The 26,789-nt window shown below is 69.5% G+C and carries 32 protein-coding genes and 1 tRNA gene; 20 read left to right on the top strand and 13 right to left on the bottom strand.

Going from position 1 to position 26,789, the window contains the following annotated elements; all coding sequences use genetic code 11:
- The first annotated feature begins 53 nt into the window (after nt 1-53).
- Nucleotides 54-1,466, top strand: a complete 1,413-nt coding sequence (locus VSH64_RS37130; RefSeq protein WP_326567419.1) for an FAD-dependent monooxygenase — start codon at nt 54-56, stop codon at nt 1,464-1,466.
- Here the strand turns inward: VSH64_RS37130 and VSH64_RS37125 are convergent.
- Entirely contained in the window at nt 1,445-2,107 is a 663-nt protein-coding gene (locus VSH64_RS37125; RefSeq protein WP_326567418.1) for a RibD family protein, read from the bottom strand. The genes VSH64_RS37130 and VSH64_RS37125 overlap by 22 nt on opposite strands.
- 46 nt (nt 2,108-2,153) lie before the next feature.
- Here VSH64_RS37125 and VSH64_RS37120 point away from each other — a divergent pair, with 46 nt between their 5' ends.
- Nucleotides 2,154-3,125 (top strand): methyltransferase, encoded by a 972-nt coding sequence (locus tag VSH64_RS37120; protein ID WP_326567417.1) that lies wholly within the window; start codon nt 2,154-2,156, stop codon nt 3,123-3,125.
- Between the two features lie 41 nt (nt 3,126-3,166).
- On the opposite strand, the gene VSH64_RS37115 is transcribed toward VSH64_RS37120, so the two are convergent.
- The 9 genes from VSH64_RS37115 to VSH64_RS37075 form a co-directional block, all read right to left on the bottom strand.
- The gene (locus VSH64_RS37115; protein ID WP_326567416.1) at nt 3,167-5,530 is read right to left on the bottom strand and encodes a hypothetical protein; all 2,364 of its coding nucleotides are present in this window, start codon (nt 5,528-5,530) and stop codon (nt 3,167-3,169) included.
- A 307-nt stretch (nt 5,531-5,837) separates the two neighbouring features.
- Nucleotides 5,838-5,910, bottom strand: a tRNA-Ala gene (locus VSH64_RS37110).
- 35 nt (nt 5,911-5,945) lie between these two features.
- Entirely contained in the window at nt 5,946-6,119 is a 174-nt protein-coding gene (locus VSH64_RS37105) for a DLW-39 family protein (RefSeq protein ID WP_204092358.1), read from the bottom strand.
- 292 nt (nt 6,120-6,411) lie between these two features.
- Nucleotides 6,412-7,179 (bottom strand): phosphotransferase, encoded by a 768-nt coding sequence (locus VSH64_RS37100; RefSeq protein WP_326567415.1) that lies wholly within the window; start codon nt 7,177-7,179, stop codon nt 6,412-6,414.
- Nucleotides 7,180-7,233: 54 nt separating this feature from the next.
- Nucleotides 7,234-8,058, bottom strand: coding sequence for a S1 family peptidase (locus tag VSH64_RS37095; RefSeq protein ID WP_326567414.1), 825 nt, complete (start codon nt 8,056-8,058; stop codon nt 7,234-7,236).
- Nucleotides 8,055-9,335 (bottom strand): alpha/beta fold hydrolase, encoded by a 1,281-nt coding sequence (locus VSH64_RS37090; protein WP_326567413.1) that lies wholly within the window; start codon nt 9,333-9,335, stop codon nt 8,055-8,057. Before VSH64_RS37090 ends, VSH64_RS37095 begins: the two co-directional genes overlap by 4 nt.
- Before the next feature lie 794 nt (nt 9,336-10,129).
- Nucleotides 10,130-11,056 carry a hypothetical protein gene (locus tag VSH64_RS37085; protein ID WP_326567412.1) on the bottom strand — a complete coding sequence of 309 codons (927 nt, stop codon included), beginning with the start codon at nt 11,054-11,056 and terminating at the stop codon, nt 10,130-10,132.
- 151 nt (nt 11,057-11,207) lie between these two features.
- The gene (locus VSH64_RS37080) at nt 11,208-11,630 is read right to left on the bottom strand and encodes a hypothetical protein (protein WP_326567411.1); all 423 of its coding nucleotides are present in this window, start codon (nt 11,628-11,630) and stop codon (nt 11,208-11,210) included.
- Nucleotides 11,627-12,070 carry a hypothetical protein gene (locus VSH64_RS37075; protein ID WP_326567409.1) on the bottom strand — a complete coding sequence of 148 codons (444 nt, stop codon included), beginning with the start codon at nt 12,068-12,070 and terminating at the stop codon, nt 11,627-11,629. The genes VSH64_RS37080 and VSH64_RS37075 overlap by 4 nt, the downstream gene beginning before the upstream one ends.
- A gap of 292 nt (nt 12,071-12,362) precedes the next feature.
- Between VSH64_RS37075 and VSH64_RS37070 the strand changes: the two genes are divergently transcribed.
- Complete coding sequence (locus tag VSH64_RS37070) at nt 12,363-12,650, top strand: hypothetical protein (protein ID WP_326567408.1); 288 nt, start codon at nt 12,363-12,365, stop codon at nt 12,648-12,650.
- Nucleotides 12,651-12,749: 99 nt separating this feature from the next.
- Here VSH64_RS37070 and VSH64_RS37065 read toward each other — a convergent pair whose 3' ends face one another.
- The 3 genes from VSH64_RS37065 to VSH64_RS37055 all read right to left on the bottom strand — a co-directional run bounded on the left by VSH64_RS37065 (nt 12,750) and on the right by VSH64_RS37055 (nt 15,505).
- Nucleotides 12,750-13,256, bottom strand: a complete 507-nt coding sequence (locus VSH64_RS37065; RefSeq protein WP_326567407.1) for a GNAT family N-acetyltransferase — start codon at nt 13,254-13,256, stop codon at nt 12,750-12,752.
- A gap of 474 nt (nt 13,257-13,730) precedes the next feature.
- Complete coding sequence (locus VSH64_RS37060) at nt 13,731-14,627, bottom strand: NAD(P)-dependent oxidoreductase (RefSeq protein ID WP_326567406.1); 897 nt, start codon at nt 14,625-14,627, stop codon at nt 13,731-13,733.
- Nucleotides 14,628-14,665: 38 nt separating this feature from the next.
- Nucleotides 14,666-15,505: an AAA family ATPase gene (locus tag VSH64_RS37055; RefSeq protein ID WP_326567405.1), complete on the bottom strand. Its 840-nt coding sequence runs from the start codon at nt 15,503-15,505 to the stop codon at nt 14,666-14,668.
- Nucleotides 15,506-15,728: 223 nt separating this feature from the next.
- Between VSH64_RS37055 and VSH64_RS37050 the strand changes: the two genes are divergently transcribed.
- From VSH64_RS37050 to VSH64_RS36970, 17 genes are all read left to right on the top strand, one after another.
- The gene (locus tag VSH64_RS37050; protein WP_326567404.1) at nt 15,729-15,926 is read left to right on the top strand and encodes a hypothetical protein; all 198 of its coding nucleotides are present in this window, start codon (nt 15,729-15,731) and stop codon (nt 15,924-15,926) included.
- 47 nt (nt 15,927-15,973) lie between these two features.
- A complete protein-coding gene (locus VSH64_RS37045; protein WP_326567403.1) occupies nt 15,974-16,297 on the top strand; it encodes a hypothetical protein in 324 nt (107 codons plus the stop codon).
- Nucleotides 16,297-16,629: a hypothetical protein gene (locus VSH64_RS37040; RefSeq protein WP_326567402.1), complete on the top strand. Its 333-nt coding sequence runs from the start codon at nt 16,297-16,299 to the stop codon at nt 16,627-16,629. Before VSH64_RS37045 ends, VSH64_RS37040 begins: the two co-directional genes overlap by 1 nt.
- Before the next feature lie 14 nt (nt 16,630-16,643).
- A complete protein-coding gene (locus VSH64_RS37035) occupies nt 16,644-17,048 on the top strand; it encodes a hypothetical protein (protein WP_326567401.1) in 405 nt (134 codons plus the stop codon).
- The gene (locus VSH64_RS37030; RefSeq protein WP_326567400.1) at nt 17,045-17,482 is read left to right on the top strand and encodes an RRQRL motif-containing zinc-binding protein; all 438 of its coding nucleotides are present in this window, start codon (nt 17,045-17,047) and stop codon (nt 17,480-17,482) included. The genes VSH64_RS37035 and VSH64_RS37030 overlap by 4 nt, the downstream gene beginning before the upstream one ends.
- 91 nt (nt 17,483-17,573) lie before the next feature.
- Nucleotides 17,574-17,957: a hypothetical protein gene (locus VSH64_RS37025; protein ID WP_326567399.1), complete on the top strand. Its 384-nt coding sequence runs from the start codon at nt 17,574-17,576 to the stop codon at nt 17,955-17,957.
- On the top strand, nt 17,954-18,133 hold the full coding sequence (locus VSH64_RS37020; protein ID WP_326567398.1) for a hypothetical protein: 180 nt from the start codon (nt 17,954-17,956) through the stop codon (nt 18,131-18,133). The genes VSH64_RS37025 and VSH64_RS37020 overlap by 4 nt, the downstream gene beginning before the upstream one ends.
- Entirely contained in the window at nt 18,130-18,372 is a 243-nt protein-coding gene (locus tag VSH64_RS37015; RefSeq protein WP_326567397.1) for a hypothetical protein, read from the top strand. The genes VSH64_RS37020 and VSH64_RS37015 overlap by 4 nt, the downstream gene beginning before the upstream one ends.
- Nucleotides 18,365-18,625 (top strand): hypothetical protein, encoded by a 261-nt coding sequence (locus VSH64_RS37010; RefSeq protein WP_326567396.1) that lies wholly within the window; start codon nt 18,365-18,367, stop codon nt 18,623-18,625. Before VSH64_RS37015 ends, VSH64_RS37010 begins: the two co-directional genes overlap by 8 nt.
- Before the next feature lie 15 nt (nt 18,626-18,640).
- Nucleotides 18,641-18,949, top strand: a complete 309-nt coding sequence (locus tag VSH64_RS37005; RefSeq protein ID WP_326567395.1) for a hypothetical protein — start codon at nt 18,641-18,643, stop codon at nt 18,947-18,949.
- The gene (locus VSH64_RS37000) at nt 18,949-20,064 is read left to right on the top strand and encodes a hypothetical protein (RefSeq protein ID WP_326567394.1); all 1,116 of its coding nucleotides are present in this window, start codon (nt 18,949-18,951) and stop codon (nt 20,062-20,064) included. Before VSH64_RS37005 ends, VSH64_RS37000 begins: the two co-directional genes overlap by 1 nt.
- A gap of 17 nt (nt 20,065-20,081) precedes the next feature.
- Nucleotides 20,082-22,259 (top strand): cell division protein FtsK, encoded by a 2,178-nt coding sequence (locus VSH64_RS36995; protein WP_326567393.1) that lies wholly within the window; start codon nt 20,082-20,084, stop codon nt 22,257-22,259.
- 279 nt (nt 22,260-22,538) lie between these two features.
- Entirely contained in the window at nt 22,539-22,973 is a 435-nt protein-coding gene (locus VSH64_RS36990) for a hypothetical protein (protein ID WP_326567392.1), read from the top strand.
- Nucleotides 22,974-23,037: 64 nt separating this feature from the next.
- Nucleotides 23,038-24,429 (top strand): hypothetical protein, encoded by a 1,392-nt coding sequence (locus VSH64_RS36985; protein WP_326567391.1) that lies wholly within the window; start codon nt 23,038-23,040, stop codon nt 24,427-24,429.
- A 56-nt stretch (nt 24,430-24,485) separates the two neighbouring features.
- A complete protein-coding gene (locus VSH64_RS36980) occupies nt 24,486-24,962 on the top strand; it encodes an NUDIX hydrolase (protein WP_326567390.1) in 477 nt (158 codons plus the stop codon).
- A complete protein-coding gene (locus VSH64_RS36975) occupies nt 24,959-25,909 on the top strand; it encodes a bifunctional DNA primase/polymerase (protein WP_326567389.1) in 951 nt (316 codons plus the stop codon). The genes VSH64_RS36980 and VSH64_RS36975 overlap by 4 nt, the downstream gene beginning before the upstream one ends.
- On the top strand, nt 25,906-26,784 hold the full coding sequence (locus VSH64_RS36970) for a deazapurine DNA modification protein DpdA family protein (protein WP_326567388.1): 879 nt from the start codon (nt 25,906-25,908) through the stop codon (nt 26,782-26,784). The genes VSH64_RS36975 and VSH64_RS36970 overlap by 4 nt, the downstream gene beginning before the upstream one ends.
- The last annotated feature ends 5 nt before the right edge of the window (nt 26,785-26,789 follow it).

The following is a 26,789-nucleotide window of genomic DNA, read 5'->3' as shown; positions in this document are numbered from 1 at the left end:
GTGCACTCGGAGCTATATTGCACTCAGTATACTTCTGCACTGGGGAGCACTTCATGGACGTAGTGGTGATCGGAGCCGGCCCGACCGGGTTGACGCTGGCGCACGAGCTGGCCCTCGGCGGCGCCGAGGTCGTGGTGGTGGAGAAGCTGACCGAACGCATGGAGCAGACGAAGGGCGGCACGCTGCAGCCCCGCACTTCGGAGCTGCTCGACGCACGCGGCCTGCTCGACGCGATGCTCGAGTGGAAGTTCGACCGCGCCGCCGTCGGCGGGCACTTCGCCGGGCTGCCGGTGCCGCTCGACTGCACGCCTTGGCAGACCAGGCAACCGTTTCCGATCGGCATTCCACAGTGGAGGATCGAGGAGGTCCTCGAAGCAGCGGCGACGGCCCGCGGCGCACGTGTGCTGCGCGGCCACGACGTGACCGCGGTCCGCTCGGACGACACCGGCGTCACGGTGACCGCCGGCGCCACCGAGCTGCGCGCCCGGTACGCGGTGGCCTGCGACGGCGCCCACAGCACCGTGCGCAAGCTGCTCGACGTGCCGTTCCCCGGCCGCCCCGGCACCTACCGCGCGATCCTCACCGACGTGCGCCTCTCCGCCGTGTCCGACCTGGTGCCCACGCGCGCCGGCCACATGAGCACCATGACCCGAACCACCGCCGACGCGTGGGCCATGCTCGTGCCGATCGGCGGCGACCGCTACCGCTTCACCTTCGGCAAGCTCGACGACAGCGAGCCGGACCTGTCCGCCGAGGCCGTGCAGGAGGCGCTCACCGCCGTGTACGGCGAACCCACCACGCTGGCCGAAATCCTCACCAGCTCACGCTTCAGCGACGCCACCCGTCAGCTCGAAAACTACCGCCACGGCCGCGTTTTCTTCGCCGGCGACGCCGCCCACATCCACGGCCCGCTCGGCGGCCAAGGCCTCAACATCGGCGTGCAGGACGCCTTCAACCTCGGCTGGAAACTCGCCGCGACGCTGGCCGGCGCCGCCGAGCCCCTCCTCGACACCTACCACGCCGAACGCCATCCGAAGGCCGCTCGCGTGCTGCACCACACGTCGGCCCAGCGCGTTTTCGCCACGCCCAACGTGACCGAGGACCTCGCGGCCCTGCGCGAGATCTTCACCGACCTCATGCGCCTGCCCGACACCAACCGCCACCTCGCCGGGATGATGTCCGGTTTGGACGATCCCGCGCGGCTGCCCGACCTCGACCTCGTGACGGCCGACGGACCGACCCGCGTCGCCGAGCTGTTGCGCGCCGGCCGCGCCGTGCTGCTCGATTTCACGGGCAACGTCGAGCTGCCGCTGGGCTGGGCTGAGCACGTGGACCTGGTGCGCGCCAAGGCGGACACGACGCTGCCGGCCGTGCTGCTGCGCCCCGACTCCGCCGTCGCCTGGTGCGGCGACACCCCGCTCGAACCCGCGCTGCGTGAGACCTTTCACCGGTCCTTGGGTGCGTAGCGGATCAGCACGACGTCGCCGATCGCCCGCGTTTCCACCAGCCGCATCCGTCCGCCGGGATACCGCGCGGGCAGGAGGAAGCGCGGCGCGGCGGCGTCGCCGACCACGAGCGGCGCGATGGCGAGGTGGATTTCGTCGGCCAGGTCCTGGGAAAGCAGCGCGGTGTGGATCTGCCCGCCGCCTTCGACCATGAGCCGCCGCACGCCGCGGCTGCCGAGATCGTCGAGCAACGCACCGAAGTCGACCTCCTGGCCGAGCGCGACGACGTCGGCGAGATCACCGAGCCGTTCGCGGACGGTCGCCGCACCCGCGTCCGTGGTGTAGACGAGCTTTTCCCCGCCGTGGTGCCAAAACTTCCACTCCGCATCCACCTCACCGGACGCCGTCACGGTCACCTTCAGCGGATACGCGGGCTTCCCGGCGCGCACGCGGTCCTCGCGCCGGGCCGGGCTGTTGACCAGCAGCCGCGGGTTGTCGGCGCGGATCGTGCCCGCGCCGATCAGGATCGCGTCCGACTCCGCGCGCACCTGGTCGACGCGGTCGAAATCCTCGGCGTTGGACAGCAGCAGCCGCTCGGACGTCGTGTCGTCGATCGCGCCGTCGACACTCGTCGCGACGCTCAGCAGCACGTGGGGACGCATCGGTCCTCCTCTTTTTCGCTTGACCTGCTCGGCACAGTAGATCTTCGTGACCGATCCGAATTCTCTGAGCCGCCTCGCCGGCCTCGCGACCCCGATGGCGCTGCGAGTCGCCGTGACCCTCGGCCTGCCCGCGCGCCTGTACGAAGACGCCTCCGCCGACGCACTCGCCGCCGAACTCCACGTGGACCCCGTCGCGCTCGGCCTCCTGCTCGACCACCTCACGACGCTCGGCATCTTCGACCGCACGCCCACCGGCTACCGCACCACCGCGTACGGCGAACTCCTGCGCGACGATTTCACCGCGACCCTCCTCGACCTCACCACCGCCGGCGGCCGCGCCGAGCTGGCGTTCATCGAGCTCGCCCACAGCATCACCACCGGCGAAGCCGCCTACCCGCGCCGCTACGGCCAGGACTTCTGGGCCGACCTCGCCTCGAACGCGCGGCTGCGGGAGTCGTTCGACCGCCAGATGACGTTGCGCCTCAACGAACAGATCCCCCAGCTCGTGGCCGGCTTCGACTGGTCACGGTTTCCGGAGATCGTCGACGTCGGTGGCGGCCGCGGCGACGTGCTCGCCGCCATCCTCACCGCCCACCCCACACTGCGCGGCCACCTACTCGACCTGCCCCCGACCGCCGCCGACGCCCGCCGCACCTTCGCCGCCCACGGCCTCGACGAGCGCACCGAGGTCACCGCCGGCAGCTTCTTCGACCCCCTACCGCCCGGCGCCGACGCCTACGTCCTCGTCGACATCCTCCACGACTGGCCCGACCCGCAGGCCCACCACATCCTCGCCCGCTGCGCCGACGCCCTGGCCCCCACCAGCCGCGTCCTCGTCGTCGAACCCCTCGCCGACCACGGCGCGAACACCGAAAGCGCCCTCGCCATGCTCACCATCTTCGGCGGCCGCGAACGCACCCTCGACGAACTCCGCACCCTCGCCTCGGCGCACGGCCTGATCCTCGAAGCCGTCACGGACGTGACGGCACAACGGACTTTGCTGGAATTCCGCCGCTGACCCGGGAGGCGCACCGACGGACGGACGCAGACTCGAAGTGGTCATTCCTGGCCAGGAACCGCGGGCGTCGCCAGGTGCCAGATCGAGACGGTGCTGCTGGTCCAGCTTCTGGTGGCCAGAGCGTCCAGTGTCGCGTGATCGGCCGGAACTCCGCGGGAGTCCGCGATAAGCCATCGCACGCCGGCTTCGTACAGTTCGTCGAGGCCAGGTTGGGTGGGCGCCGCGAACGCGGCTTGTTCCTTGGCCAGCTTCGCCGGATCCCAGAACGGACTGGCGTTCCACACGGTGGTGGTTTCCCACGCGGTGTTGAGATTGCGCGAGCCGTACGCCCAACCTCCGACGTACTCGTCTCGACCGGAAACAGCGGACAGGGTGAAGGTCTTGGAGGTGCACGGGTCGGGAAGCGAGATGCTCGGTTGGAGTTGGGTGCAGACGCGGGTGCTCGCGAGTACCTCATCGCTGTCGGAGTGCTCGGCGAGCCACTTCCCTGCCGCCATCTCGTCCGCGGTGATCCGCAGGTTGACCTCCGCCGTGGTCATCGCCTGGCTGTAGGTGGGTGCGGCGGACGTCAGGTAGATCCCGGTGCTGAGCAGGCCCGTGCCGAGCAGTGCGCTGACCGCTCCGACGGACAGCGTGGCCCTGCCACGGCCGCGAAGGCCGATCCACGCGAGCGCCGCCACGGCGGCCAGGATCGCGGCCGTGACGGCGAACGGGAGCAGGTAGTGCGCGACCTGCCGCACCGGACTCATGTCGGCGGACGTGGGAGCGTGACCGAACCGCGAGGCGAGGCTGGCTTGCACTGACGCGGGGAAGATCATCGCGGACAACACTGTCGCCAGGACACCGAGTGCCCCACCGATGAGGACGGCCCGGGCCGGCATCCTGCCCCGGTGACGCTCCCAGAGCGCGGACATTCCCCACGCTGACCCGATGAGCCCCACCGGATACGCGGAGACCAAAAAGAACGCCTCGGACTCGCCCGGATGCCGCAACACCGCCACCGCGCCGACCCCGGCCAGCACCGTCCCGAGAATGAACCACCACGCCGGATCGCGGCGCTCGGCACGGCCCGCACACGCCAGGCCGACCAGCCTGACCAACACCGGACCGAACGCCAGGACAACGCCCGCCACAACCGTGATCGTCGGCACCGGCGGCAAGGTCATCGCGAGATCATCCGGCCGCGCTCCGGCCAGGCCCGGAAACATCTGGGCGGCCCGGCGGCGGAATCCGCCCAGCACGTCGATGTGGAGGCCATTGTCGCCACTGCTGTAGATCGTCACGAGCGACAGGAGCAGGACCCCGGCCAGTGTCGCCAGCGCCAGCAAGGAACGCTTCGCGGGCATGCGGTGTGCCAGCGCACCCACCACGGCCAGCGCCGCCCCGCCCGCGAGCACCGCCAGATTCGAGGGCTTCGCGCCGGCCGCCAGCACAGCCAGCGGCACCATGAGCGCCACGGGAGCGGTCGTCCCTGTTCCCCTGCCGCGGATCAACGCGATCGCGCACCCGGCAACCGCGACCGTCGGCAGCCACCCGAACGCCGCCGTGAGGCTCGCCCACCAGTAAGTCTGGATCATGAACAGTGACGTGCCTTCGGCGCTCAAGGTCGCCACCGTCGTGCCCACCACACCCAGCAGGATCGCGACGATCGGCCCGGCCCAGACACGGCGCGCCACCTCGCGAGCCACCACCGCGGTCGTCAGCACCACGGCCGGCAGGACGGTCACCGGAGCCAATCGCACCACGACATCGAACGGATCAGCCCCGCCGTCGAGGAGATGCGCCAGAACCGCGTGGGCGAACCATTGGTAGGAATAGGACTCGCCGTGCACCAGGGGGTACGTCAGGCTCACCGCGTGCCTCAACTGGCCGACCACCGCGAGCTGGAACACCGAATCCGGGTAGTAGATGCTGCCCGCGGCACCAGGACTCGCCGGTGTCCGCCGCAGGAAATCCATCGTCATCCACGCGACCACCACCAGCATGACCCCGGCCAGGACCAGGTTGGGAGCCGCGCCCCACCCAGGAGCCGGCCGGGCCAGCACCCTGGCTCGAGAGGCGGGAAACGCCAGCACCACGAGCACGACAAGGGGCCCGAAGACCCAAGGCGGCACGGTAAACGGGAGCAGCGCACTCACCAGCCAGCCGAGCAACGCGACCACGCACCCGACCGGCGCACCCCAGCCCACGTCCTCGATCAGGGCAACAGGCTCACGGCGGCAGGAACGCACCACAGCGACGCCCGGCGCGACCACGCCCAACACGATCGCGCCGACCCACAGCACGATCGTCGCCGGCGAGGATCCTGTCGCCACCACGCAGACCAGCCATGCCAAACCTGAGACGAGCCATGCTGTCGGGTGCGCCCAAGTCCGCGTCCGCCGCTCACCGATGGTTGCAGTCACGTCGCAATCATGGAGGTCACGATCGACGACGGTTTTTCAGGGTAGGCACTGGTAGAAACCGTTTCCGCCGTCTCGCCACTGCCTTGGCGAATGCCCCCGACGTCGTTTCGCGCCCGGCTCGTGCCGGCGGAGGATGCGGACTGCCCGGGACGAACCAGGCAGGCCGCGGTAATGCGGAACGGGCTCGCCGGCGCGCCCATCGACGGGGCACGCGGAAGACACGACGGGTGAAACGGCCGCCTAACGCGATGGGGGCCAAATCGGAGGAATTACCCCTGACCTGGCCCCCATCGGGCGTTGGATCGGGTGGAGCTGAGGGGAATCGAACCCCTGACCCCCGCCTTGCAAAGGCGGTGCTCTACCAATTGAGCTACAGCCCCGGGCGCGGCGGCACGCCGGCCGCCGCGGGGTGGAGTCAGTTGCGGGAAGCGTCCGCGGCCTTGGCCGGGGTGCTGCCGTTCGCGGAGACCGGGCCCGAGGGGGCGGTCGCCTGGCGCCAGAGGTCCGCTTCGGCCTTGGCAGCCTTGTTGCGCTTCACGACGAACAGAACGCCGCCCGCGACGACTGCGAGTGCCAACAGCTTCTTCATCCGAAGCCCCCTTTTCCAGCTTGCTTCCGTACCCCACGATGCTACTGCACGGGCTCACCGGCGGATCCGGCGGTTCCGACGGCGCCAACCTTCGTTCCACGTGGAACCACCGGCGAGCCACGTCACAGGCCGGACGGAATAGCCGTGGTGGGTGCGCCGTTGAACTCACTGATCGGTGCGCCCAACGTGTCCCCCGGGCTCGCACCTTTGCCTTCGCGGAATACCGTTCGGCTGGAGCCGCGTCGTGCCTTTCGCCGAGAGGCGACCGTGCGCGTGCCGATCGCAGACAAGTTCAGCCCTGCCGGCCTTCTCTTCCCGGCAGGGCTGATTTGTGTCCGGCGAGCCGCTCGCGCACGCCGGCGAGACCCGAGTCGACCAGGTCGGGCTGCCCGGTGGCGACGCCGTGAGTCACCTCGAACCACGGCGCCAGCCGGTGCCACGCCCACGCCCGCCGGTGCAGTTCCTCCGTCATGCCGTACGCCGCGGCCACCCCGCGCGCGAACGCCGCCGACGCCCCGAACATCGGCCACGCCAGGTCACGCGCCCGGTCGTCGACGCACAGGTCCGACCAGTCGATCACGCCGCTGACCTGGCCTTCGATCACCAGTACGTGCTCCGGCCCGAGGTCCGCGTGCACCACCGCGTCGACCGGGAAGCCGCGGATCTCGTCGAGCAACGCCGCGCCTCCGGCTCGCGGAACGACCACCTCGGCGAACTCCGCCAGCACGTCCGCCCGATCGGTGGCCGCGACGCCGTGTGCCCCGGCCTCGTCGATGTCCACCGCGTGCAGCGCCCGCAGAAGCGCACCGATCGTCCGTCCGTGCTCGGCCGTGAGCACGTTGGCTTGCTCGCCGACCACGAGTTCGTGCCGCACCACCAGCGGTTCCGCCTGCCACACCACCGGCACCGGCACGCGCACCGGCAGCAGCGGCGCGAGCCACGGCATCACGCGCGTCTCGCGCAGCAGCAGCTCACGCACCTCGGCCCGCCGCGGCCGCCGTTCGACCCACCGCGCGTCCACTAGCGTCGCGACGCTGTCCCACCCCTCGCCCAGCCACACGCACCCAGTGTCGCGCGCCGGACGGCGGCCGCGAGCCACCGTCCGGCGCGCGGGTCACGGTGCCGGCTGCGGCAACAGGCAGCCGGGCCGGTGAAGGTCGAGCCGGTTGCCGCGGGTGACGCACGTGGTGAGCCAGTACGTCTCCGTGCCGTACGCGATGCCCTTGTGCACACCGATCACGCCGTCTCGGTCCATTTCACACGGGTTGTTCAGCGTGCATTGGCCGCCGTCGCGGTTGCTGGTGTTGTTGATGCCGATCACCTCGCCGGTCGCGGCGTCGACCACGGGTGAGCCCGACGAACCCGGCCCGGTCTGACACGCCGAGGTGTACCGCAGCACGTCGTTGGTCACGTACCCCGTTTCGAGCACGCGGTAGGTGAGCTGATCGAGTGTGCAGGAGAAGATCTTCTTCAGCCCGCCCGAAACCACGCGGATGTCGGTACCCACGGTCGGCCGCTTCGCCGACACCGTGAGCGGCCGCACGTGAAACTCGCGCTGCAGCTGCCGGTACGTCTTGTCCAGCTGGTACAGCGTGATGTCCGTGCCGGTCATGGTCACGTACGCCGCCCGCACCGCCTGCACCACACCCGCCGCGTTGCCGCCCGCGTCGAGCACGGTCGCAACCCGCTGCGAAGGCTCGTCCACCAACACCTCACCCGGCACCGGCCCCGGGCCCTCATAACAGTGCCCGTTGGTCAGCACGAACGCCTTGTCGTCCTCGACCGACGCCGGCATCCGCACCACCGACCCCGAACACCCGCCCACGTTGAGCGCTCCCGCGAAATCCACCGCCGCCGCACTCGCCGCCGGCGCCGCGACCACCACCCCGACCACGGCCGCCGCGACCGCAACCCCCGCACTCAGCACCTTCCGCTTCACCGAATCCCCCTGCAGCTACCGGAAACCGTCCGCCCCGTCCGGAAAAAGTCGACCGCCTTCTGCCCACACGGAATCTTGTCCAACGACGCGTGCTGTCCATCGAGGACAGTCAGCAGCGCGCCACCGGCGGCCTTCTGTGTGTCGACCGCCCACGCATACGGTGTGTCCGCTTCGTCGAGGTGCCCGGACACCTCGAACGCGCTGCTCCCCTTCACCGGCTTCCACGGCTGCGCCGGAAACGGCCACCCACCACAGAAACCGGCGATCTCGAATGCGCCACCCGTCGCCGGGTACTCGCGCTGGTGGGCCTGCACCTGGCTCCACACCTGCTCGAAATCGCGGCCGCCAGTGCCTTCGTTGCAGAACATCGCGTTGTACTGCACGCTGTTCAGCCCGTGGGGATCCGCGTCGAAGCCGAACAGCTGGCGCGCGCCGGCCGCCGGGTGCGCCGATGCCGGGACACCGCCGTCGCGAACGGTGGCGAGGTCATCGGCCGCCGCCGCCCAGGCGTTCTCCGGCATGGCGAACTGGCCGCGAGCCCACTGGCCGTCGAGCACCGTGGTGTCGTCGATGACCCGCGGGTGCTGCACGAGTTGGTCGCGCAGAGTGAAAAGTGCGCTGTGGACGGCATTCGCGGTCGTGCCGAAGTGGTATTCGGCATCGTGCTGGGCCAGCCACGTGACGAGTTGGCCGAACCGCTTCTCCGAGACCGCGTCTCTCGAACCGTCCATGGTGGACAGGTCCATCACCGGCGGCATCACGGAATCCAGCCACATCCGGTCGACGTGACTGTCGAACATCGACCGGTACACGGCACCGATCGCGGTGCCGTAGGAAACGCCGTAGAAGCTGATCTTCGGCGCACCGAGCGCGGCGCGCAGCGAATCCAGGTCACGCGCGGTGTTCGAGGTGGTCAGCTGCTTGACGAACGCCGGGTCGATCGCGGTGCACCGCTTGTTGAATTCGGTGTACGTGGCGAAGCCGGCCTTCGCCTTTTCCTTCGCCGACGCCGTGACCGGCACTGACGGGCCGTCCTGCCACTCACAGTTGATCTTGTCGCTGTAGCCGGTGCCCCGCATGTCGAACCCGACCACGTCGTAGTCGTCGGCGACCGCCGCCAGCCCCATGGTGCTGAATGCCCCGGGGTCCTCGATGTTGCCCAGCCCCGGCCCACCAAGGTTGGCCACCAGCACCCCGCGCCGCTTCGCGGGATCCGCCGCCTTCCGCCGGCTCACCGCAACGTTGATCTTGCGCCCCTGCGGCTGCGCGTAATCCATCGGCACCGCCAACATCGCGCACTCGGACCTGGCATCGCCCGGGTCACTCCACCCGTTCGCCACCTTCACGCAGGGCTCCCACCTCAGCCCCTCCGCCGCCGCCCCAGCCGGCGCCACCACCCCGACAGCCACTCCGACCACGGCCACCACAACCGCCGCAACCCTGACTTTCCTCACTTCGACCATGACTCACGACGCTAGGAACCCCGTGTCCCCGCCCCGTCCCCACACCTCAACAACCCCGTAACGCCCCAACCACCCACCGTCACCCACCAACGGAACGGAACTCACCCTCGCAACTGCACCCACCAACGCTGGGTCAGTCACCTTCCGCACCGTGGGGTCTGGGGGCTCGGCCCCCAGAAATAAAAAACACCCGACCATGTTCGCGCTTTCCGCGAACACAATCGGGCGATCGGGTGGGCCCACCAGGACTTGAACCTGGGACCTCTTCGTTATCAGGGCAAATTCGCGTGTTTTTGACCTCGGCTTCGTGGCGTCGACCAGGCACACGAGCGTCCGTGAGCGTCCGCCGGTGTCCGCCGCATTCCCTGCCGATTGTCACTCACTTCGTCACTCATCAGCCCTTCAAGAGCGGCTGGAACAGAGGGGCGTGCCACTCCCTCTGTTCCAGCCGCTTTCTCGTTACACCTGTTACATAGAGTTAGTGTGGGGAAATGCTGTCACACCTAGCTGTCACACCCCTGTCACACCAATAACCGCAGGTGAGATCCCCTAGAGTGACAGAGTGACAGGTGTGACACCTTCGACATGTCCCCACTGTCACACCTCCGTCATGGGCACGGTTGGTAGTCGACGACGAGCTGACTGGCGCCCTGCTGTTGGCGCATGGTGAGCCGGCCCAGCTGGGGGCCTGGTGCGGTGGTGGGGGTGTCGTCGGTGAGCGAGCCGAAGTCGAGCTGGCAGGCGTCGACGTGCAGGCCGTCGGGTGCGGTGGTGACGGCGTCGCCGGGGACCCACACGTTGTTGGCGTAGTCGAGCGGGTCGCGCACCTGCCGGGCGAGGGCCTCGACCGCGGCCGGGCAGTCCGGGCCGCCGTGGGCTTGGGCGAGCTGGCGTTGCGCGGCGGGCGCGAGCACGAAACAGGCGTCGGCAACCCAGTTGGCTTCGGCCGCTGTGGGCGCGGCGTCGGCGGGTCGGGTGCGTTGTTGCTGCGCGACGTAGGTCAAGCGCTCGACGAGGAACACGACCATGGCGTTCGGGGTGCGCGGCAGGATCCGTGGCACGGCCGCGTCGTGCGCGGCTTGCAGGTCCCGCGCCGACGCGACGCGTTCGGCCGCCGCGTCGAGCAGCAGCCCGGCGACGCCGCCCGCAAGCAGCAGGATCCCGAGGGCGAGCGCCCCGAGGTTCTCGAGTCGCCGTTCCCGAAGCCGAAACCGTAGAGCGACGGCCACGCCGGCGCCGGTGAGCACCAACCCGGCCAGCACCGCCCACCACCACGGGTCCACGTACCAGCCGACGAACGCGACATCGACGACCACCAGCACCGCCGTGGCCGCCCACACCGTGCCGACCTTGGCCGGCACCTGCATCGCAGCGAGCACCACCAGCACGACGAACCCGACCAGCCACGGCACCACGGCCCACTGCGACAGCACCCACGCGAGCAACGCGACAAGCGCGACCCCGCCAAGCACCGGCCACTGCACCGCCTGCGCCAACATCCGCCACCGCGCGGCCCGCGCCCGCCGCGCAGTCACCACCTTCGCTGCCCGCTCGAACGCCCCACCCACGATCACCATCATGCGCCCCGGCCCGGTCTCACGTGGGGCGTTTCCGCAGCTTCGGGGCATTTACTGGCTGAAACGGACGGGGCGACCCCAGTCTCTTCCCATCCGTTCCAGTCGCGCGCTAGCCCTTCTTGCGTTCCGCGAAGAGGTATCCGACAACCGCGGCAAGTGCACCGATGACGGGGCCAACGACGACCTGCAGGATCGACTTGCCGAAGTCGGAGTCGAACCACTTGCAGGCCATACCGAGGGCGATCATGAAGATGGAGAAGACCACGAGGGCGAACAACATCCACAGGATAGAGATCCGAAGGTGGTCGTCAGGCTCAAGCCCGGGTCCGGGTTTGAGCCTGAACTCGTCTCCGGGCTTGGCGAAGAGTTGGGCGGCGTCGTCCGGGATCACGTTGGCTTCCCCGGCCGCCAACGCCCATTCAGCTTCGTCGCCGAGCGCTTCCCCGAGTTCGCCACGTTCGTCGGCCGGCGCCTCGTGACCTGTGATCACGGCGTCGGGCTTGGGGTGGTCGGCAGCATCCGGTGGGGTCACCGTGGCTCTTCCTTCGCCCTCGTCCGCTTCTCCACGGTTTCGTCCTCCGTGCGGGGGTAGATGATCTTAGTCGTGGTGGGCGCCCCGTCGGAGGGCTTGTCGTGTTTCGGGAATCCGGCTTTCGTGGCCGCGCCCGCGAGCGCGGAGATCAACTCGTCCCAGAAGTGCTCAAGGTCGAGGACGCGTTGACGCACGTCGTGATAGCGCCGCGTGACGTTCGCCAGCCGACGACGGAGGTCGGCGTTCTCTCGCTCTGCCTTTTGGAGCTGCGGAAGGTGCGGGCACGCGTCCTCGTGCGGGCGCGTCGGCGCGTCGCGCAGCGGGGGCGTCAGGAGATGCCCAAGGAGCAGCGGATCCTCACCCTCTGCGTCCGCAGGGGGCACGTCCTCCTCCCACCGAGGTGGAGGCTTCCGCCCGCGCCAGTTCTCTGGCTTCCACATGGGGACCGTCCTGGGGGTCGTCCTTGCCCGTGCTTCCCTCGCGCGAGCGGTTCCGGGAAGAGTACTCGCACACCCCGACACCTTCCGCGCCCCGCGTACGTTGACGATGTGAGTGTCCGTCACATCCAGCGGTAACGCGATGTGAGTGTGACACGACGTACCTGATGAGATACGACGTAAGCAGGGTGACTATGCTGCGCTGCCGTGCCATACTCGTGACCGGCGCAAGCGAACACTTGACAATAAGACGACTAAAATGATAAGTGCAAGCGAATCAGGCAAGGAGCTCCCCATGGCCGACAAGCCGAAAGCCGCCACACGTGCTGCAGATCCACCGGCGAGGCGTCGGGCCGTGAGAGCTCGCGTCGACAGTCCAAGCGTCGTGCGCCTGACGGTCAACATTGGCCCAGCAACTCAGGCGGCACTACAGCACATTGTTGAGAGAGAACAGGTGACAGTCACCGAAGCCCTTCGCCGTCTGGTCAGCTTGGGCTCCTTGGTGGATCGCAAGGTCACCGAAGAGGGCAAGGACCTGCTACTACGCAGTGGGGACGAGACACAGCAGGTGTTGATCCCATGAGAATTCAAGGCTTCTAGACGCTCAGTGCCCCGGCAGGCTTGTCCGGCCGGGGCACTGCCGCTTCCAGTCCTCGCCCACCAGCACGACGCACCAGCCCCTTCATATTCCTTCCCCCAGGGCTTCGCGCATGTGCGAGCAGTAGAACGGCTCCCCGACCTGCACCGGTACGGGCAGGTCGAGGCTCGCGCGGAACGCCTTCACCTCGACATCGTCGAACCTGCCCGGCGCGGTGGACCAGGCGTAGCCGACCCCGCGGGCAAACGCCGCGTCCAGCATCAGGCCGCCGATCCCCCGCCGGCGGAATCCGTCCGCCACGGCGACGTGCACGAGCACCCCGCGCAGGTCGACGCCGCACAGCTGCACCGCGACGTAGCCGACCACCACGTCGCGGATGCTCAGCTCGATGCGCCCCACGCCCCCGCGCACCGGCGGGCGCCGGGCGACCAGCCGGACTGGGAACGACGCGTACATCGCCGCCGTCTTCCCCGGCACGTCCAGCGGCTTGTGCTCGACCTCGAACCACGACTGCCGCGGCATCCGGAACCGGCTGCACAGCAGGCACGTGCACGTCGACAACCGCAACGCGTGGTGGTGACCGGTGTTCATCCCGGCCACCTCAAGCAGATGCCCGTTCAAGCACCGCGCATGCGCACGAGCGGACCGAAACGGCAGGTCCTCCCGCTCCACCACCTCAGCCCACTCGACCACATGTTCGATCGTATGGCCTGATCGCCGCGCCGGAAACCCGGCCTGAAACCGTCCAGGACCGATCCCCAGGTCCAGGCACACCAGAGTCCGGCCGTTGTGGCACCAGCGGCGATCTCAGGGCGCCAAATCCGGCGCCTCCCCGCCCCCGAGCACGCCGCTGGCGTGCGTAACCGCCGAGGCTGGGTCATCCGGCCACCACACCAGTTCGACGTCTTCCCACACGGCTGAGCCCGCCGGCACCGGGCGCGCAGGCGGCTCAGACTCAGGCAACGGCCGCAACGTCCACGATTCGCTCATGATCACGACTGTCCCACCCCGACACGAGCACCGGCGCCGCGTTCGGACATCTGTGGACAACGCTGCCTGAGTGACTCACTTCCGAGCGGCGATGGCGTTGGGAGGTGTCGCACCCTTCAAGAACGCCGCGATCTGCGTTGCCGCGGTTTGGTAGCACAACGCATTGGTTCCCGGCACGGTGCGAGCCGAGTGCGGGCTGATGATCGTATTAGTGCAGGTCCACAGAGGGTGGTCACCCGGAAGCGGCTCAGGGTCGGTGACGTCCAGAGCAGCACGGAGTCGGCCCGATTTCAGCTCCCCAACCAACGCATCCGTATCGACGATCCGGCCCCGGCCTGCGTTTACCAACAACGCTCCGTCGTCCATTGCCGCGAGAAACGCTGTGTCGACAAGCTTGACGGTCCGCTCCGTCAGCGGCGCCGCGATCACGACGAGAGCGTGCCCGACAACAAGCCCGGGTAAGTCCTCCGGGCCGTGGACGTCATCACGTGCCTTGCTTCCGACGAGCGTCGAGTCGACGTCGAATGCCTGCAAGCGGCGAGCGACTGCCATGCCAATCGCGCCGGCACCTACGATCAACGCCCGCTTCCCGGCGAGCGTATCGGCGTCGAACCTTCGGTGCGCCCACACGTGCGCATCCTGAAATCGAACGAGCGCGGGCCACTGCCTGAACTGAGTTAGGACGGCTGACAGAACCCATTCGGACACCGGTCCGGCGTGTGCACCACGGGCCGTCGAAAGAACGATTTCCGCTGGCACGTCTCCCGCCCATTCGTCGGCGCCCGCCGAGAGAAGCTGCACCATCCCCAGGTCGGGCAGCTCTGGCAGTAGGCGAATTGGTCGATGGCTGCTTCGGTACGGCGGAATAAGGACATTGGCCCGACGCTGCTCCCCGCTGAGCTGCCCTACGTTGGGGTCGTACTCGACGACCTGCACGCCGTCGAGGCGGGCGAGAATCTCGCGCCCCACCACGTCGTCGGCTTCTCCGCTAACAAGAACCCTTGCAGCACTCACTTCCTGCCGCCCCCTTCTTCGGTCACCTTCGCGATAAGGCTTCGCGCCTGGTCCACGATAAGACCACCCGATACAGAATTGTCCACGACCACATGTGGAACGGGTGGCCGAAAGTCGACGTTAACACCCTCCATGTACTTCTCCCAGTTCGCGAGCTTCATGCTGTCTCGCGGCGCATCACGATGCCGGATATACGTGCGCATGGTCTTCTCGTCGCAGTAAACCCACACGATCGTGAGGTTCGCGCCAAGGTTCCGGCACGTTGCCTCCGCCTGCCGCAACCAAGACTCGTCCGCGAATTCCCTAAGAAAAGGCGCGGTCACGATAGCGCTATTTCCAACCTGTACGTTTTCCGTCATCGCTTCGAGTAACGACGCGTACTCAGCCGGCCTGATCTTCGTCAGATAGACCTCCGACTCCCGGTCATTCCGCGAAACGCCCTGCAATTCCAACGCAGCCTCGACGACAAACCGCGTCAATGAGTCTTTGTCGAGCATCGGCCATCCTGACTCGCGGGCGAGCACCCGGCCCAGCTCCGTCTTTCCGCTGCCGGCATATCCGCCGACCATGACTACCTGCGGCGTCGAGGTGCGCGCCTCGCGCCGATACTCCTGGTCGGGCGCGTGCACGGTGCGAGCGGATCGAGCCTTGCTCACGACAAGCCCCTTCTTGGCGAGTAAGTCCATGGCCTCATTGATCGTGAAGACGCTGACGTCCCACTCCTTCGCAAGTTCGCGTGACGACGCGAGCCGCTCGCCGTGGCGAAGCCTGCCGGCCTGAATGTCGTTCTCGATATTCCGGGCGATCTGCTGGGCGAGCGGCTCAGACCTGGTCACCGAGCTTCGCGGGCGAGACATGCGCACTCCTAGCCGGGCGGCGAGCCCTCGGGTCAACTGAACGGTAACCATATCAGAACCTATCAGGTGTCTCTAGTGTTCCTGCAGGTCAGAGCTGAGTTTCAGCCGAGGTGGCACCTAACAGTTGACCTGGTTACCATTCCACTGTTAGCTTCTTGGTGGTCGGGGTCACTCCGACGAACACGACACCGAGGAGGGCTACATGGCCAAGCAGGCGATGACGAACAAGAAGCTCCGGAGCCTTGGGCTTGGGGGTGGTTCGGGGATCAAGTCGAAGTTGGTCGGACTGGCCCTGATCGCGTTCGTGCTCTGGCGGGTCATCACCGCGCCGGTGGAGTCCGCCCACTTCGTCGGCGACGTCGCCAGCGGCCTGGTGACCTTCGCCAAGGCCGTGCTCTGAATTCGTTCCCGCTTCTGACCTGCAACTTCGTTCGAGAGGACCACCCAATGAGCACCAACCGCTTTCGCTCCCAGCTCGACGCCGCCGGCGCGTTCGTCGACGAGGTTGCCGCCGATGGCGTGTACCCGGACGGCTTGACCGAAGCCGCGATCGACGCCCTGATCGAGCAGGTTGACCTCAACCTGGCCGCGGACGAGTTCGCCGCTGAGGCCGCGTTCCGTTGCGACTTCACCGACCAGCGCCGCGCCAGCCGTGCCCGCCGCCGCGCCGGCCGCGAACTGCTGCGCTCGAACTACCTGGTCGCTGGCTCGCAGCGCCAGGGCAAGACCGCGGTGTTTCGCGCGTTCCTGGTCGAGGGCGAGGCCGCCTGATGACGATCAACGCGCTGGCCGCTCAGTTGCGTGGCCTCATCGACACGATCCCTCGGGATGCCCTGCTCCCAATGGCGGACGACAACCACGCGCTCAACCGCCTCGCGCACGCCGACCGGCAGATCACGACGTTGCAGGAGCAGGTCACCGCGCTGGTGGGTGGCGGAACGCACCTGGACAACATCCGGCTCAACCTCGGCACAGCCACCGGCGCGGTGGCGCTGGCCCAGGAACACGCCCAGATCGCGAAGGGCGCCGTCGGTGACGTGCTGGCCGCGATCGAGCGGGCCGCGCTCGCGATGAGCACCGCGGCCGACCACTTCTCGCAGTGAGGACTCCCAGCCCGATGACGGCTCGCCTGATCTTCCGGCCCGACGCGGCGGCTCACTCCGCCAAGAACGCGCACGCCGCGCCGGGTTTCACCATCCACCCGCAAGACCGCACGGAGGACGCCCAGATGGTAGCCACGCCCCAGGTCGAGCGCACCGCCGCCGACCAGCCGGCCGAACCCACGACCTACACCTACACGCCCCACGAGCTCAACCGCCTGATCTCCCGCGAGATCTCCGGACGGCTGCTGGAGCTGGCCGACACGCTCGCCCGCAACGCCGCGTTCCTGCTCGCCAACGACCAGCTCCCGGCCGCGGTCAAGCGGACCCGCGCCCTGACCTACCTCGACGTCGCCGACCAGCTGCGCAGCGTCGGCCTGGACGAGGTCATCCGCGCCACCCTCTCGGAGGTGGCCCGGTGAACCCCCGCAACCGCCGCCAGATCTCGACCATGGTGTTCGACGGCCTGACCCACCACGTGTGCCTGTGCCGCGGGTTCCGCGACGGACTGCCGGTCTTCGGCTGGGGCGAGGCCCCCTCGACCCTGCTCACCCGTGCGCAGCTGCGCGAGGCCGGGTTGCGGCCCAACGGGCAGGACCCGGTGGCACTGCTCGTGTTCCGCCACGTCAAGCCCTTCGCTCACGAGACCGTGGCGGAGCTGTTCTCCGTCGAGCGCGCCGCGCTCAAGCGCACCGCGACCCCGGCGCAGCTGGTCGCGCTGTCCCGCGCGATGGACGCCCGCCGCGTGTGCGTCGACTGCGGAGTGGTCCAGGACTACTGCGTGCCGACCTCGACCCGCCAGTGCGGCACCTGCGAGGACACCGCCATGGCCGACCAGATCGGGGTGGCTGCGTGAGCGACTCCGGCGTGTTCCACGACCTCGTCCAGTCCCAGCAGGAAGAACTCGACCGCGCCCGCCGCGAAGCCGACCGCCAGGAGTGAAACCGATGAACCACTACCTCAAGCTCGACAGCTACGTGTTCGACGGCAACGCCACCAGGTCGGTGACCTGCGAACTCGCCGTCGGCGACGCCACGGTGTCGTTCGCGCGGCCCTTCGTCCAGATCGCAACCCACCTCGCGGTGACGCCCATCGTGGAAGCCGACGACCACGGCATTCGTTTCCGCCTCGACGCCTGGTGCGCGATGAACTTCGGCCACGCCGGACCGATCACCATCCTGCCCCTGACCATCGGCAACCAGGCCGTCGCCGTCGCGGTGGCCCGCGAGTTCGACGCGGACCCGACCATCGCGTGGACCTCGCCGGCCGCCGACGTGCTGGCCTGGTGCCAGCGCTGGGTGGCCCGCCAGAACGGCGGTGACCAGCGATGAGCTTCTACTGCGACGAGTGCGAAGACGAGCACGACAGCTGGAACGACTGCCCTCACACGTTGCGGCAGTGCCCGGCCTGCGGCGAGTTCGCCGTCGAGATCCTGCTCGGCAGGACCGACATCGGCGAGCGGGACGAGGCCGTGTGCGGCGCCTGCGGTGTGGAGGTGGAGCGGTGAGCACCTTCGACGTCTTATCCCGGTACGGGACCCTCGCCCTGATCCGCCACGCGGTCACGGTCCTGCTGTTCCTGCTGCTGCACCTGGTCCGGATCCCGATCGTACTGCTCGCCCGGGTCCTGGAGGGCGTCATGGGCGAGCTGGACCGCTACGCCACCGCCCAGGCCTCCCGCGAGCCCCGCGGCCCCATCAACCAGTTCTTCCCCCACGAGAGCACCCAAGAGGCCCGCCATGCGTAACCGCCGCGAGAACCGCACGTGGATGGAGTGGCAGCACCAGGCCTACTGCGAAGCCGTCGCGTGGGACGCGCTGGCCACGTTGCGCGGGCACGCCTTGCAGGTCGCGGTGCTGGTCGCCCTGGTCCTGTTCTTCCCGACCGCGTGGGTGGTGCTGCCCGCCGGCGCCTACGGCATCTGGCTGGCCGTGAGCGCGGTGAAGACCTCGCTTCTGCTCGCCAAGGCCCGCGCCGGCCGCATCTACCCGCCCCGCTGAACGGAGGTGACCGTCATGACCGCTCGACACACCTGCACCCGCACCGAAGCCGCCACCACCTGGATCGCCTGGCACTTCGCGGAACTGCTCGCCGTGGCCGCCCCGCTGCTGCTCGGCTGGCTGGTCGCCGGCTGGCTCGCCCTGGCCTCCGTGGCGACGGCCGCGGCGTGGGGCGTGCACGAGCTGCACACCCGCCGCACCCGCACCGAGCTGCCCGCCGGGCCCGCGCCGCGGCAGATCACCAACCACAGCAACGGAAACACCGACCAGACCACCTCGTCGGCCCCGGCCGGCGACCACGACCAGAACAGGGAGCGTGCGTGATGAGCACCTGGGCCGACAACCGGCGCGCCAACCGCGCCGCCGACGCCGAACAGCGCCGCGCCGACGCCGCCGCCAAGCTCGACCGGACCCTGACCGCCGCCGCCGCGCAAGCCACGCAACGTCGGGCCGACCAGGACGCGGCCGACCAGCGCGCCGACAAGATCCGCGCCGACCGCAAGGCCGCCCGCGCCAAGAGGTTCGCCACGGCCGCGGGGTGGCTGTCCGAGCACCGCGTGCGGCTGCCGATCTACCTGCTCGCGGTGGTGTCCGCGGTCATGGCCGTGCCGGCGATGTCGGACTACGGCGTGGGCGTCTACCGCACGCTCACCGGCGGGTTGCTGCCGGCGCTCTCGGAGCTGGGCATGTGGGCGTTCGCGGTCGCGGTCGAGGTCTCGCGGCACTGCCACCCGCAGCGCCCGGTGTGGACGTTGCAGCTGGGGGTGTGGCTGTTCGCCGGCACCGGTGCGGCGCTCAACGTGCTGCACGGCATCGGCCGCGGCTGGAACGTCGCGGTGGTCATGGGGATCGTGTCCGTGGCCGGGGTGATCGCCCACCAGATCGCCGTGGCCGCCCCGCGCCGCTCTCGTGCCGAGCGCGACGCCGCGAAGATCGAGCGCCACGCCACCCGCAAGATCGCCCGGGTCCGCACCGCCGCGGTGCGTCACGCGGTCGCCGAAATCGACCGAGACGGGGCCGCGCGGCTGGTGTTCGCGCCGGGCCGCTACACCCTCACCCGCCACCACGGCCGGACCCACCTCGTCGCCGCGATCGAGACCAGCGACTACGTGGGGGACGTGCTCGCCGACGAGGTGACCGCGTGGCTCGCGGTGCAGGACCGACCCGCCGACCGGGTCGAGGACGACCCGATCGCCGACGCGGCGGTGCAGACCCTCGACCGGCCGTCTGACCAGGGCAAGTCGACCCCCACGGGCTCGACCCACCGTGCGCCGAAGCAGCGAACGTTCGAGCAGGCGCAGGCCGACTTCACCGCGGCGCTGGCCGACCCGAAGGTCGCGATCAACCCGAAGTCGGCGGAGTCGATTCGCAAGACCATCCGCTGCAAGGCGGAGTGGGCCCGCAAGCTCCGCGACGAGTACCAGGCCAACCACCAGTGACCCGGGAGGACACCACCATGGACACCGAAAACACCACCCCGGTCGCCGGCGGCGAGCTGGCCACCGTGCACCACCTGCCGACCCGCACCGACGAGGTGATCGAGCCCGACGAGGTGCTCACCGAGCAGGAGTTCCAGGCGCGCATGTCGCAGAAAGCGTTGGCGCAGGCCCGGTGGGCCGGCTACCGCAACGACGCGGTGGTCGTCGCCCGCACCGCGAAGAAGGTCGCCAGCCACGAGCGCACCAAGGCCCTGGTCGGCCACGGCATGACCGTGATGGCGGGGCTCGACTCGTGGCGCGGCCGGGCGTGGGACGCCTCGACCATGGGCGTCTACCGCCGGCAGGTCAAGGCCGCCGAAGCCGTCGGCGACCGCGAGCAGGTGAAGGAGTGGCTGGAACGCATGGAAACCGTCAAGGAAGCTCGCCACCGTCGGATCATGGAACTGCCGGAGCTGATGAAGCGGCTGATGAAGGTCGGCGTTATCGGCCTGGCCGCCGCGGTGGTCATGGTGCTGCTCATCGGGATCCTCGTGCAGGTCTCGGGCGCCGGCGCGTTCACCGGGGTCATCGGGGGCGTGTTCGGGGCGCTGCGCTGGATCTTCACCGCGATCGCCTGGACCTGGACCCCGCTGGTGGCCGTGGCCCCGTGGGTGGTCGCCGCCGGCGTGGTGCTCGGGGCGTACCGGGAGGGCAAGCAGCGCGGGAAGGTGCCGGGCTGGCTGGCCACCAACCGCGGCGCGGACGCCGACCTCACGATCGACGAGACCACCATCGCGCAAGCCCTTGCCGCACTGCGGATCCCGCAGATCACGAACTACCTCAAAGAGGGCCTGCCCATGCAGTACCTCACCCCGGCCCGTCGGGACGGGCGCGGCACCCACGCCGTGGTGCGCCTCCCGGCCGGTGTGACGGCAGAGAAGATCGCGCGCCGCCGCGGGGACCTCGCGACCGGGCTGCACCGTCTGTCCAAAGAGGTCTGGCCCACCACCGGCAGCGAAGAGGGCATCTTGGACCTGTGGGTGGCCGACAAGGGTGCTCTGGCCGAAGGTGCCGGCGCGTACCCGCTGCTCGACGACGGCGCGGTGGACGTGTTCAAGGGTGTCCCGTTCGGACGGACGTTGCGCGGCGAGCCGATGCTCGCGCCGCTGTTGGAGCGCAACACGATCTGCGGTGGCATGCCCGGTCAGGGCAAGTCGTCCGCGGCCCGGGTCATCATGGCCGGCGCCGCGCTGGACCCCACGGCTGAGCTGCGCATTTGGGTCCCGGACGCGAACTTCGACTTCGAGGTGTTCGAGCCGCGCTGCTCCCGCTACGTGATGGGCGCCGAAGACGAGAAGATCGCCCAAATCCTCGCGGACCTGCGCGAGCTGCACGCCGAAGTCCAGGCCCGCGGCGAGCTGCTCGTGAAGTACGAGATTCCCGCGGTCACCAGGGAATACGCGTCCAAGGGCGTCGGGCTGCACCCGATCTTCTGCCTGCTGGAAGAGGCGCACGTCGCCATCCAGCACCCCGTCTACGGCAAGGACATCGCTCAGCTTCTGGTCGACATCGTGCGACTGGGCCGCAAGCGCGCGATTCACGTGATCGTCTCGACTCAGGCGCCGACGAAGGACAGCATGCCCAGGGACGTGACGCGCAACTGCTCGAACGGCATCGCGTTCGCCGTGGGCGACCACGTCGCTAACGACGCGCTGCTCGGGCAGGGCGCCTACGCCGCCGGTCACCGCGCCACGGAGCTGATTCCGGGCACCGACAAGGGAACCGCGGTGTGCAAGGGCCTGTCCGGGGAGCGCTCGGAGATCGTGCAGGTCTACTTCCTCAACGTCGCCAAGGACAACGACCAGGTCAGCCCGCTGATTGAGCGGTCGCTCGCCGCGCTCAAGGGCGGTCACGTCCCCGGTGCCGGCCGTCCGACCAGCATGATCGAGGCCGCGGCGCCGCGGGACCTGCTCGACGACCTTGACGAGGTGCTCAGGGACGTGACCGAGTCGCTGCCCGCGGCGAAGGTCGCGCCGCTGCTCACCGCGCTGGACGGGCGCGAGTACGCCGGTCTGGACGGGGTGAAGCTGCGCGCCCTGCTCGCCGCACGCGGGGTCAAGGTGCCCAGCACCGGCAACAAGTGGCCGATCGACCCGGTCACGATCCGTGAGGCCCTGGTCGCCGCGGCAACCGCCGACCTCGACGAGGACGAGTAGCCCGAACCGGCCCGGGTTAGGTCGGCACCACCCCCGCGAGGTTTGCCTACAGACCCGCAAACCGCCGGCCGCGGGACCGACCTAACCCACCTCACTCGCCTAACTTTCCGCAGATCAGCACCGACCTGGGAGATCTCACCCGCCGGGTTAGGAACCTAACCCCAAATCCAGCACCTCACTCCCGATCTCACCCGCCACGCGACACCCACACCGAGTGCTCGCGCCAGCCGATCCATGCCAAAAACCGTCACACACCGTCACCGACGAGAGGACATCGACATGGGATGGTTCAGCCCCCGCCGCAACCCGCAAGACCCCCACCAGCTCCGGATCGCCGTGCACGAGCTTGGGCACGCCGCCGTCTGGGCCGACGCCGGACTCACGATCACCGAGATCGTGCACAGCGGCGACGACGGCCACTGCTCCGTGGAGTGGGACCCAAACAACCTCGCCGGCTACGCGATCGGCTGCTGGGGCGGGTTCGAGGCCGAAGACCGCTGGCTGCGTCACCACCGCCGTGGTCACGCCAGCCGCGGCAACGCCGGCTATGACATCCGCAACTTCCGCCACGTCAGCAACGGTCTGGACACCCGGTTGTCGGAGGGCAAGGCGCGGTCTCTGGCCCGCGCAGCGGTCGGCCGCCACTGGGACCGCATCACCACCCTCGCGCCACGACTGATCACCACCGGGCGGCTCACCACCATCCGGCTCTGACCGCACGCACTCGCCGAACACCGCTCGTGTCGACCACACCTCACGCCACGGAAGGGAAAACCGCATGTGTCGCGCATCCGCCGAAGGTGGCCGCCGCTGCGCCGGCGGGTCGAGCCGAACCCGCGCCCACGGCGCCATCCGCCAACGCGTCTCCCGCGCTCGCCGCGCCGTCGCCGAGGCCACCGCGGCCGGCGACACCGCCGCCGTGACCAGCGCCAACGCCCGCCTCACCGAAGCCACAGAGGCCCTGACCGCCCACAACACCGCCCACCGCAGCGAACAGGAGTCCCGCATGGACAGCCACCAGCCCACTCCCGAGCAGCCCACGGACAACACCGCAGGTCAGCTGAGGGACGTGACCGACGACCCGTTCGCCGCGACGCTGCGCCACCGCGTGCAGGAAGCCCGCCGCGCCGTCGACAACGCCATCGCCGCCGATGACCACGACGCCTTCACCAGCGCCAAAGCCCGCCTCGACAAAGCCGCCCAGGACTTCGACGACCACAAAGCCCGCATCGACGAGTACGACGACGCCGCGGGGAGCACCGCAGATCAGGCGGGGGACGTGACAGGCGAGGACGCCCACCCCCGCCAGCACATCGGCGGCACGATCACCGGGGTCGCGGTCGGTGGCAACCACACCGGCCACATCAGCGCATCGATCACCGACCCCGACCCGGCCGGCGGCCCGCACGTCATCGTGGGCGGCGACCACACCGGCACCACCCACGTCACCATCCGCGGGCGCGACGGCGCGGTCACCCACCACGAGGACGGGGACGCGACAGGCGCCAAGGCGGCGCCGTCCACGCCGAACACCCCGCCCGTGGCGAAAACCCCCAAGCCCAAGGCGAAGCAGAGCGCCACCCGTCGGCAGCCCCGCAAGGGCAGCGGCACCCGCCGCCGACGCTCGGAATCCGACGTGGTCGTGCACCCGCGGTCGACGACCCCGCCGCCGGCTCCCCAGCCGGACGCCCACCAGTCCGAGCAGGACGAGTTCCGCGCGCTCTGGCAGTCGTTCAAGGCACCGGAAGCCCGCGCCGCCAAGGCGTCCACACCGGACACCCCGCCGCCGGCACCCGAGAACCACCAGGCCCCGCGGCGCGAGCCGCACAGCGACACCAGCTCGCCGCAGAAGCACGAGCAGACCACCAGCGACCAACCGCGAGTCACCGACTACACCGCGCCCGACGGCACGCGCTTCACCAACTACGCCGCGCCAGGCGCGACCGTCGGCGCCCAGATCGGCGTCATGCACGGCCCGACCACCTTCACCTCCGGCAGCGACTTCGACCCGTTCCGCGGCCCCGCCAGCAACACCACCACCTCCGACCCGCGGCCCGAGCGCGAGCACGCCGCCGGCGACTCGCGCACCACCGCCAGCGGCACCGACTACGTCGAGCAGCAGATCGGGATCCAGTACGGCCCGACCTTCCACGGCAAGAGCAGCCAGTGAAAACCCCCGCACCGCACGGGGACGTGACACCAACCGCACCGAAGGGAACCGATGTGATGGCCGACAACCACGACACCGTCGAAATGGCCCGCCTCACCGGCGACGTCGTCGCGTTCGCCGAACGCGCCGGCATCTGGCACGTGCTGCTCATCCAACGCCGCTGGAACCCGTTCGAGGGCTACTGGGCTCTGCCCGGCGGCCACGTCGACCCCGGCGAGACCTTCCGAGAGGCCGCGGTGCGCGAGTTCTACGAAGAGACCGGGTTGCAGGTCCAGCGGTTCGGTGAGGTCGGGATCTATGACCAGCCCAACCGCGACCCGCGGGGCCGCTACGTCACCGGCGCGTTCTGGACCGTGCTGCACACCCTCGTGCCACCGACTGCCGGCGACGACGCGCGAATCGCGCGCTGGCTCCCGCTCGCATGGGTGCTGCGCGAACGCGGGCAGATCGCGTTCGACCACCCCCGCATCATCACCGACGCCGCCCGACGCGTCGACCTCCCCACCCGCACCGACGCGAAGGGAACCCGATGACCACTGTGGACAACGAACTTCTGAGCGCCGCGCTCGACGCCGCGGCCCGCGGGTGGCACGTGTTCCCGTTGCGCCCCGGCACCAAGCGCCCCGCGGGGCACAACGAAGACGACTGCCCGCTCACCGGCCGGTGCGCCGAAGGGCACCGCACGTGGGAGCAGCGCGCCACCACCGACCCGGAGAAGATCCGGGCCGCGTGGTCGCACGCCCCCTACGGCATCGGTGTGGCCACGGGTCCGTCCGGGCTGTGCGTGATCGACCTCGACAACGCCAAGCCCGGCGATGAGGTCCCCGAGCGGTGGGCCGCGGAAGGCGTCACGTGCGGGGAGGACGTGCTTGCTGTGCTTGCCGACGCCTTTAGCGAGGACCTGCCCGGGAACACGCTGACCGTCCGCACGCCCTCGGGTGGCCTGCACCTGTACTACCGGGCTCCGGGGGACGTGACACTGCGAAACACCGCCGGCGACAGCGAACGCGGGCTCGGCTGGAAAATCGACACCCGCGCTTGGGGCGGCTACGTCGTCGCCCCCGGAACCCCGATCGGGATCGACCGCTACGGGTTCCTGTTCGACGGCGCGATCGAGCCGCTGCCCGCGTGGCTCGTGCGGCGGCTCACCCCGAAGCCGCTGCCGGCCGCGCCGGCATGGCCGGTCCGGCCCGCGGGCGACCGGCGAGGCCGCTACCTCGACGCCGCGGTGAAAGCCGAAGCCGGGAAGGTCCACAACGCCGCATCCGGGCAGCGCAACGCGGCGCTCTACGCCGCCGCGCTCGCCCTGGGGCAACTCGTCGCCGGCGGCTCGCTTCCCGAGGACGACGTCACCGCACGGCTGATGACCGCGGCCGGCCGGCACATCGCATGCGGCGCCTACAGCGAAACCCAGGCCCGCAGCACGATCCGCTCCGGGATCCGGGCCGGGCACAACCGTCCGCGGCAGGTGGCGGCATGACGACGCCGTTGTTCTACCTCGGGGCGCCCGCACCGGGCTGGCTGGCGAGAGCCGGTGTGCCGCTGTTCGTGTCCGACACCCGGTTGCGCACCTACAAGCGGCTGCCGCGGGCTGTGGCGCGGTGGGCCTGCGATTCCGGCGGGTTCACCCAGCTCAAAAAGCACGGCCGGTGGACCATTCCGCCGCACGAGTACGTCGAGCGAGTCCGCCGCTACCGCGACGAAATCGGCATGCTCGACTGGGCCGCCCCGCAGGACTGGATGTGCGAATCGATCATCATCAACGGCGGCGTCGCCAACGGGCAGCGCTACGTGGGCACCCGCCGCTTCCTCGACCCAGACGGAAAGCTCACCGAGCAGCAGATCGTGCGACTACACCAACGATTGACCGTGCTCAACGTCGCGCAGCTGCGGGAGATTGCGCCGGACCTGAACATCATCGCCGTCGTGCAGGGCCAACACCCCGACGACTACGTGCACTGCACCGAGCTGTACCGGCAGCTCGCCGGCATCGACCTCACCCGCGAACCGCTCGTGGGTGTCGGATCGGTCTGCCGCCGCCAGGGCATGGAAGAGGCCGGGCAGATCCTGCGAGCCCTCCACGATGTGGGGCTCACACGCCTGCACGGGTTCGGGTTCAAACTCACCGGCCTGCGCGAGCACGGACACCTCACCGCGTCCGACGACTCGATGGCGTGGTCGTTTGTCGCCCGCCGGCTACAGCGACCGGCACTGCCCGAATGCATCGGCGGCTCGCACAAGAACTGCGCGAACTGCTTCCGCTGGGCCATGCACTGGCGCCGCTTCGCGCTCATCGCCGCGTCCGGACGCCACCACCGCCGCGCAGCTGCACGACAGGCGCTAATCGCAGCCTGATCCGA

The organism is Amycolatopsis rhabdoformis (genome assembly GCF_035918295.1).
GTDB classification, from domain to species: Bacteria; Actinomycetota; Actinomycetes; order Mycobacteriales; family Pseudonocardiaceae; genus Amycolatopsis; species Amycolatopsis rhabdoformis.
Note: the sequence above shows the minus strand (reverse complement) of the source record. Positions and strands in the feature narration are given on the sequence as shown.

Coding starts and splice junctions, on each gene's coding strand:
- VSH64_RS37035 (WP_326567401.1), top strand. CDS start 16,644: ATGACGGCTCGCCTGATCTTCCGGCCCGACGCGGCGGCTCACTCCGCC.
- VSH64_RS37040 (WP_326567402.1), top strand. CDS start 16,297: ATGACGATCAACGCGCTGGCCGCTCAGTTGCGTGGCCTCATCGACACG.
- VSH64_RS37065 (WP_326567407.1), bottom strand. CDS start 13,256: ATGAACACCGGTCACCACCACGCGTTGCGGTTGTCGACGTGCACGTGC.
- VSH64_RS36980 (WP_326567390.1), top strand. CDS start 24,486: ATGGCCGACAACCACGACACCGTCGAAATGGCCCGCCTCACCGGCGAC.
- VSH64_RS36985 (WP_326567391.1), top strand. CDS start 23,038: ATGTGTCGCGCATCCGCCGAAGGTGGCCGCCGCTGCGCCGGCGGGTCG.
- VSH64_RS37050 (WP_326567404.1), top strand. CDS start 15,729: ATGGCCAAGCAGGCGATGACGAACAAGAAGCTCCGGAGCCTTGGGCTT.
- VSH64_RS37020 (WP_326567398.1), top strand. CDS start 17,954: ATGAGCTTCTACTGCGACGAGTGCGAAGACGAGCACGACAGCTGGAAC.
- VSH64_RS36975 (WP_326567389.1), top strand. CDS start 24,959: ATGACCACTGTGGACAACGAACTTCTGAGCGCCGCGCTCGACGCCGCG.
- VSH64_RS36970 (WP_326567388.1), top strand. CDS start 25,906: ATGACGACGCCGTTGTTCTACCTCGGGGCGCCCGCACCGGGCTGGCTG.
- VSH64_RS37000 (WP_326567394.1), top strand. CDS start 18,949: ATGAGCACCTGGGCCGACAACCGGCGCGCCAACCGCGCCGCCGACGCC.
- VSH64_RS37025 (WP_326567399.1), top strand. CDS start 17,574: ATGAACCACTACCTCAAGCTCGACAGCTACGTGTTCGACGGCAACGCC.
- VSH64_RS37105 (WP_204092358.1), bottom strand. CDS start 6,119: ATGAAGAAGCTGTTGGCACTCGCAGTCGTCGCGGGCGGCGTTCTGTTC.
- VSH64_RS37075 (WP_326567409.1), bottom strand. CDS start 12,070: ATGTGGAAGCCAGAGAACTGGCGCGGGCGGAAGCCTCCACCTCGGTGG.
- VSH64_RS37125 (WP_326567418.1), bottom strand. CDS start 2,107: ATGCGTCCCCACGTGCTGCTGAGCGTCGCGACGAGTGTCGACGGCGCG.
- VSH64_RS37005 (WP_326567395.1), top strand. CDS start 18,641: ATGACCGCTCGACACACCTGCACCCGCACCGAAGCCGCCACCACCTGG.
- VSH64_RS37130 (WP_326567419.1), top strand. CDS start 54: ATGGACGTAGTGGTGATCGGAGCCGGCCCGACCGGGTTGACGCTGGCG.
- VSH64_RS37045 (WP_326567403.1), top strand. CDS start 15,974: ATGAGCACCAACCGCTTTCGCTCCCAGCTCGACGCCGCCGGCGCGTTC.
- VSH64_RS36995 (WP_326567393.1), top strand. CDS start 20,082: ATGGACACCGAAAACACCACCCCGGTCGCCGGCGGCGAGCTGGCCACC.
- VSH64_RS37070 (WP_326567408.1), top strand. CDS start 12,363: ATGGCCGACAAGCCGAAAGCCGCCACACGTGCTGCAGATCCACCGGCG.
- VSH64_RS37090 (WP_326567413.1), bottom strand. CDS start 9,335: ATGGATTACGCGCAGCCGCAGGGGCGCAAGATCAACGTTGCGGTGAGC.
- VSH64_RS37010 (WP_326567396.1), top strand. CDS start 18,365: ATGCGTAACCGCCGCGAGAACCGCACGTGGATGGAGTGGCAGCACCAG.
- VSH64_RS36990 (WP_326567392.1), top strand. CDS start 22,539: ATGGGATGGTTCAGCCCCCGCCGCAACCCGCAAGACCCCCACCAGCTC.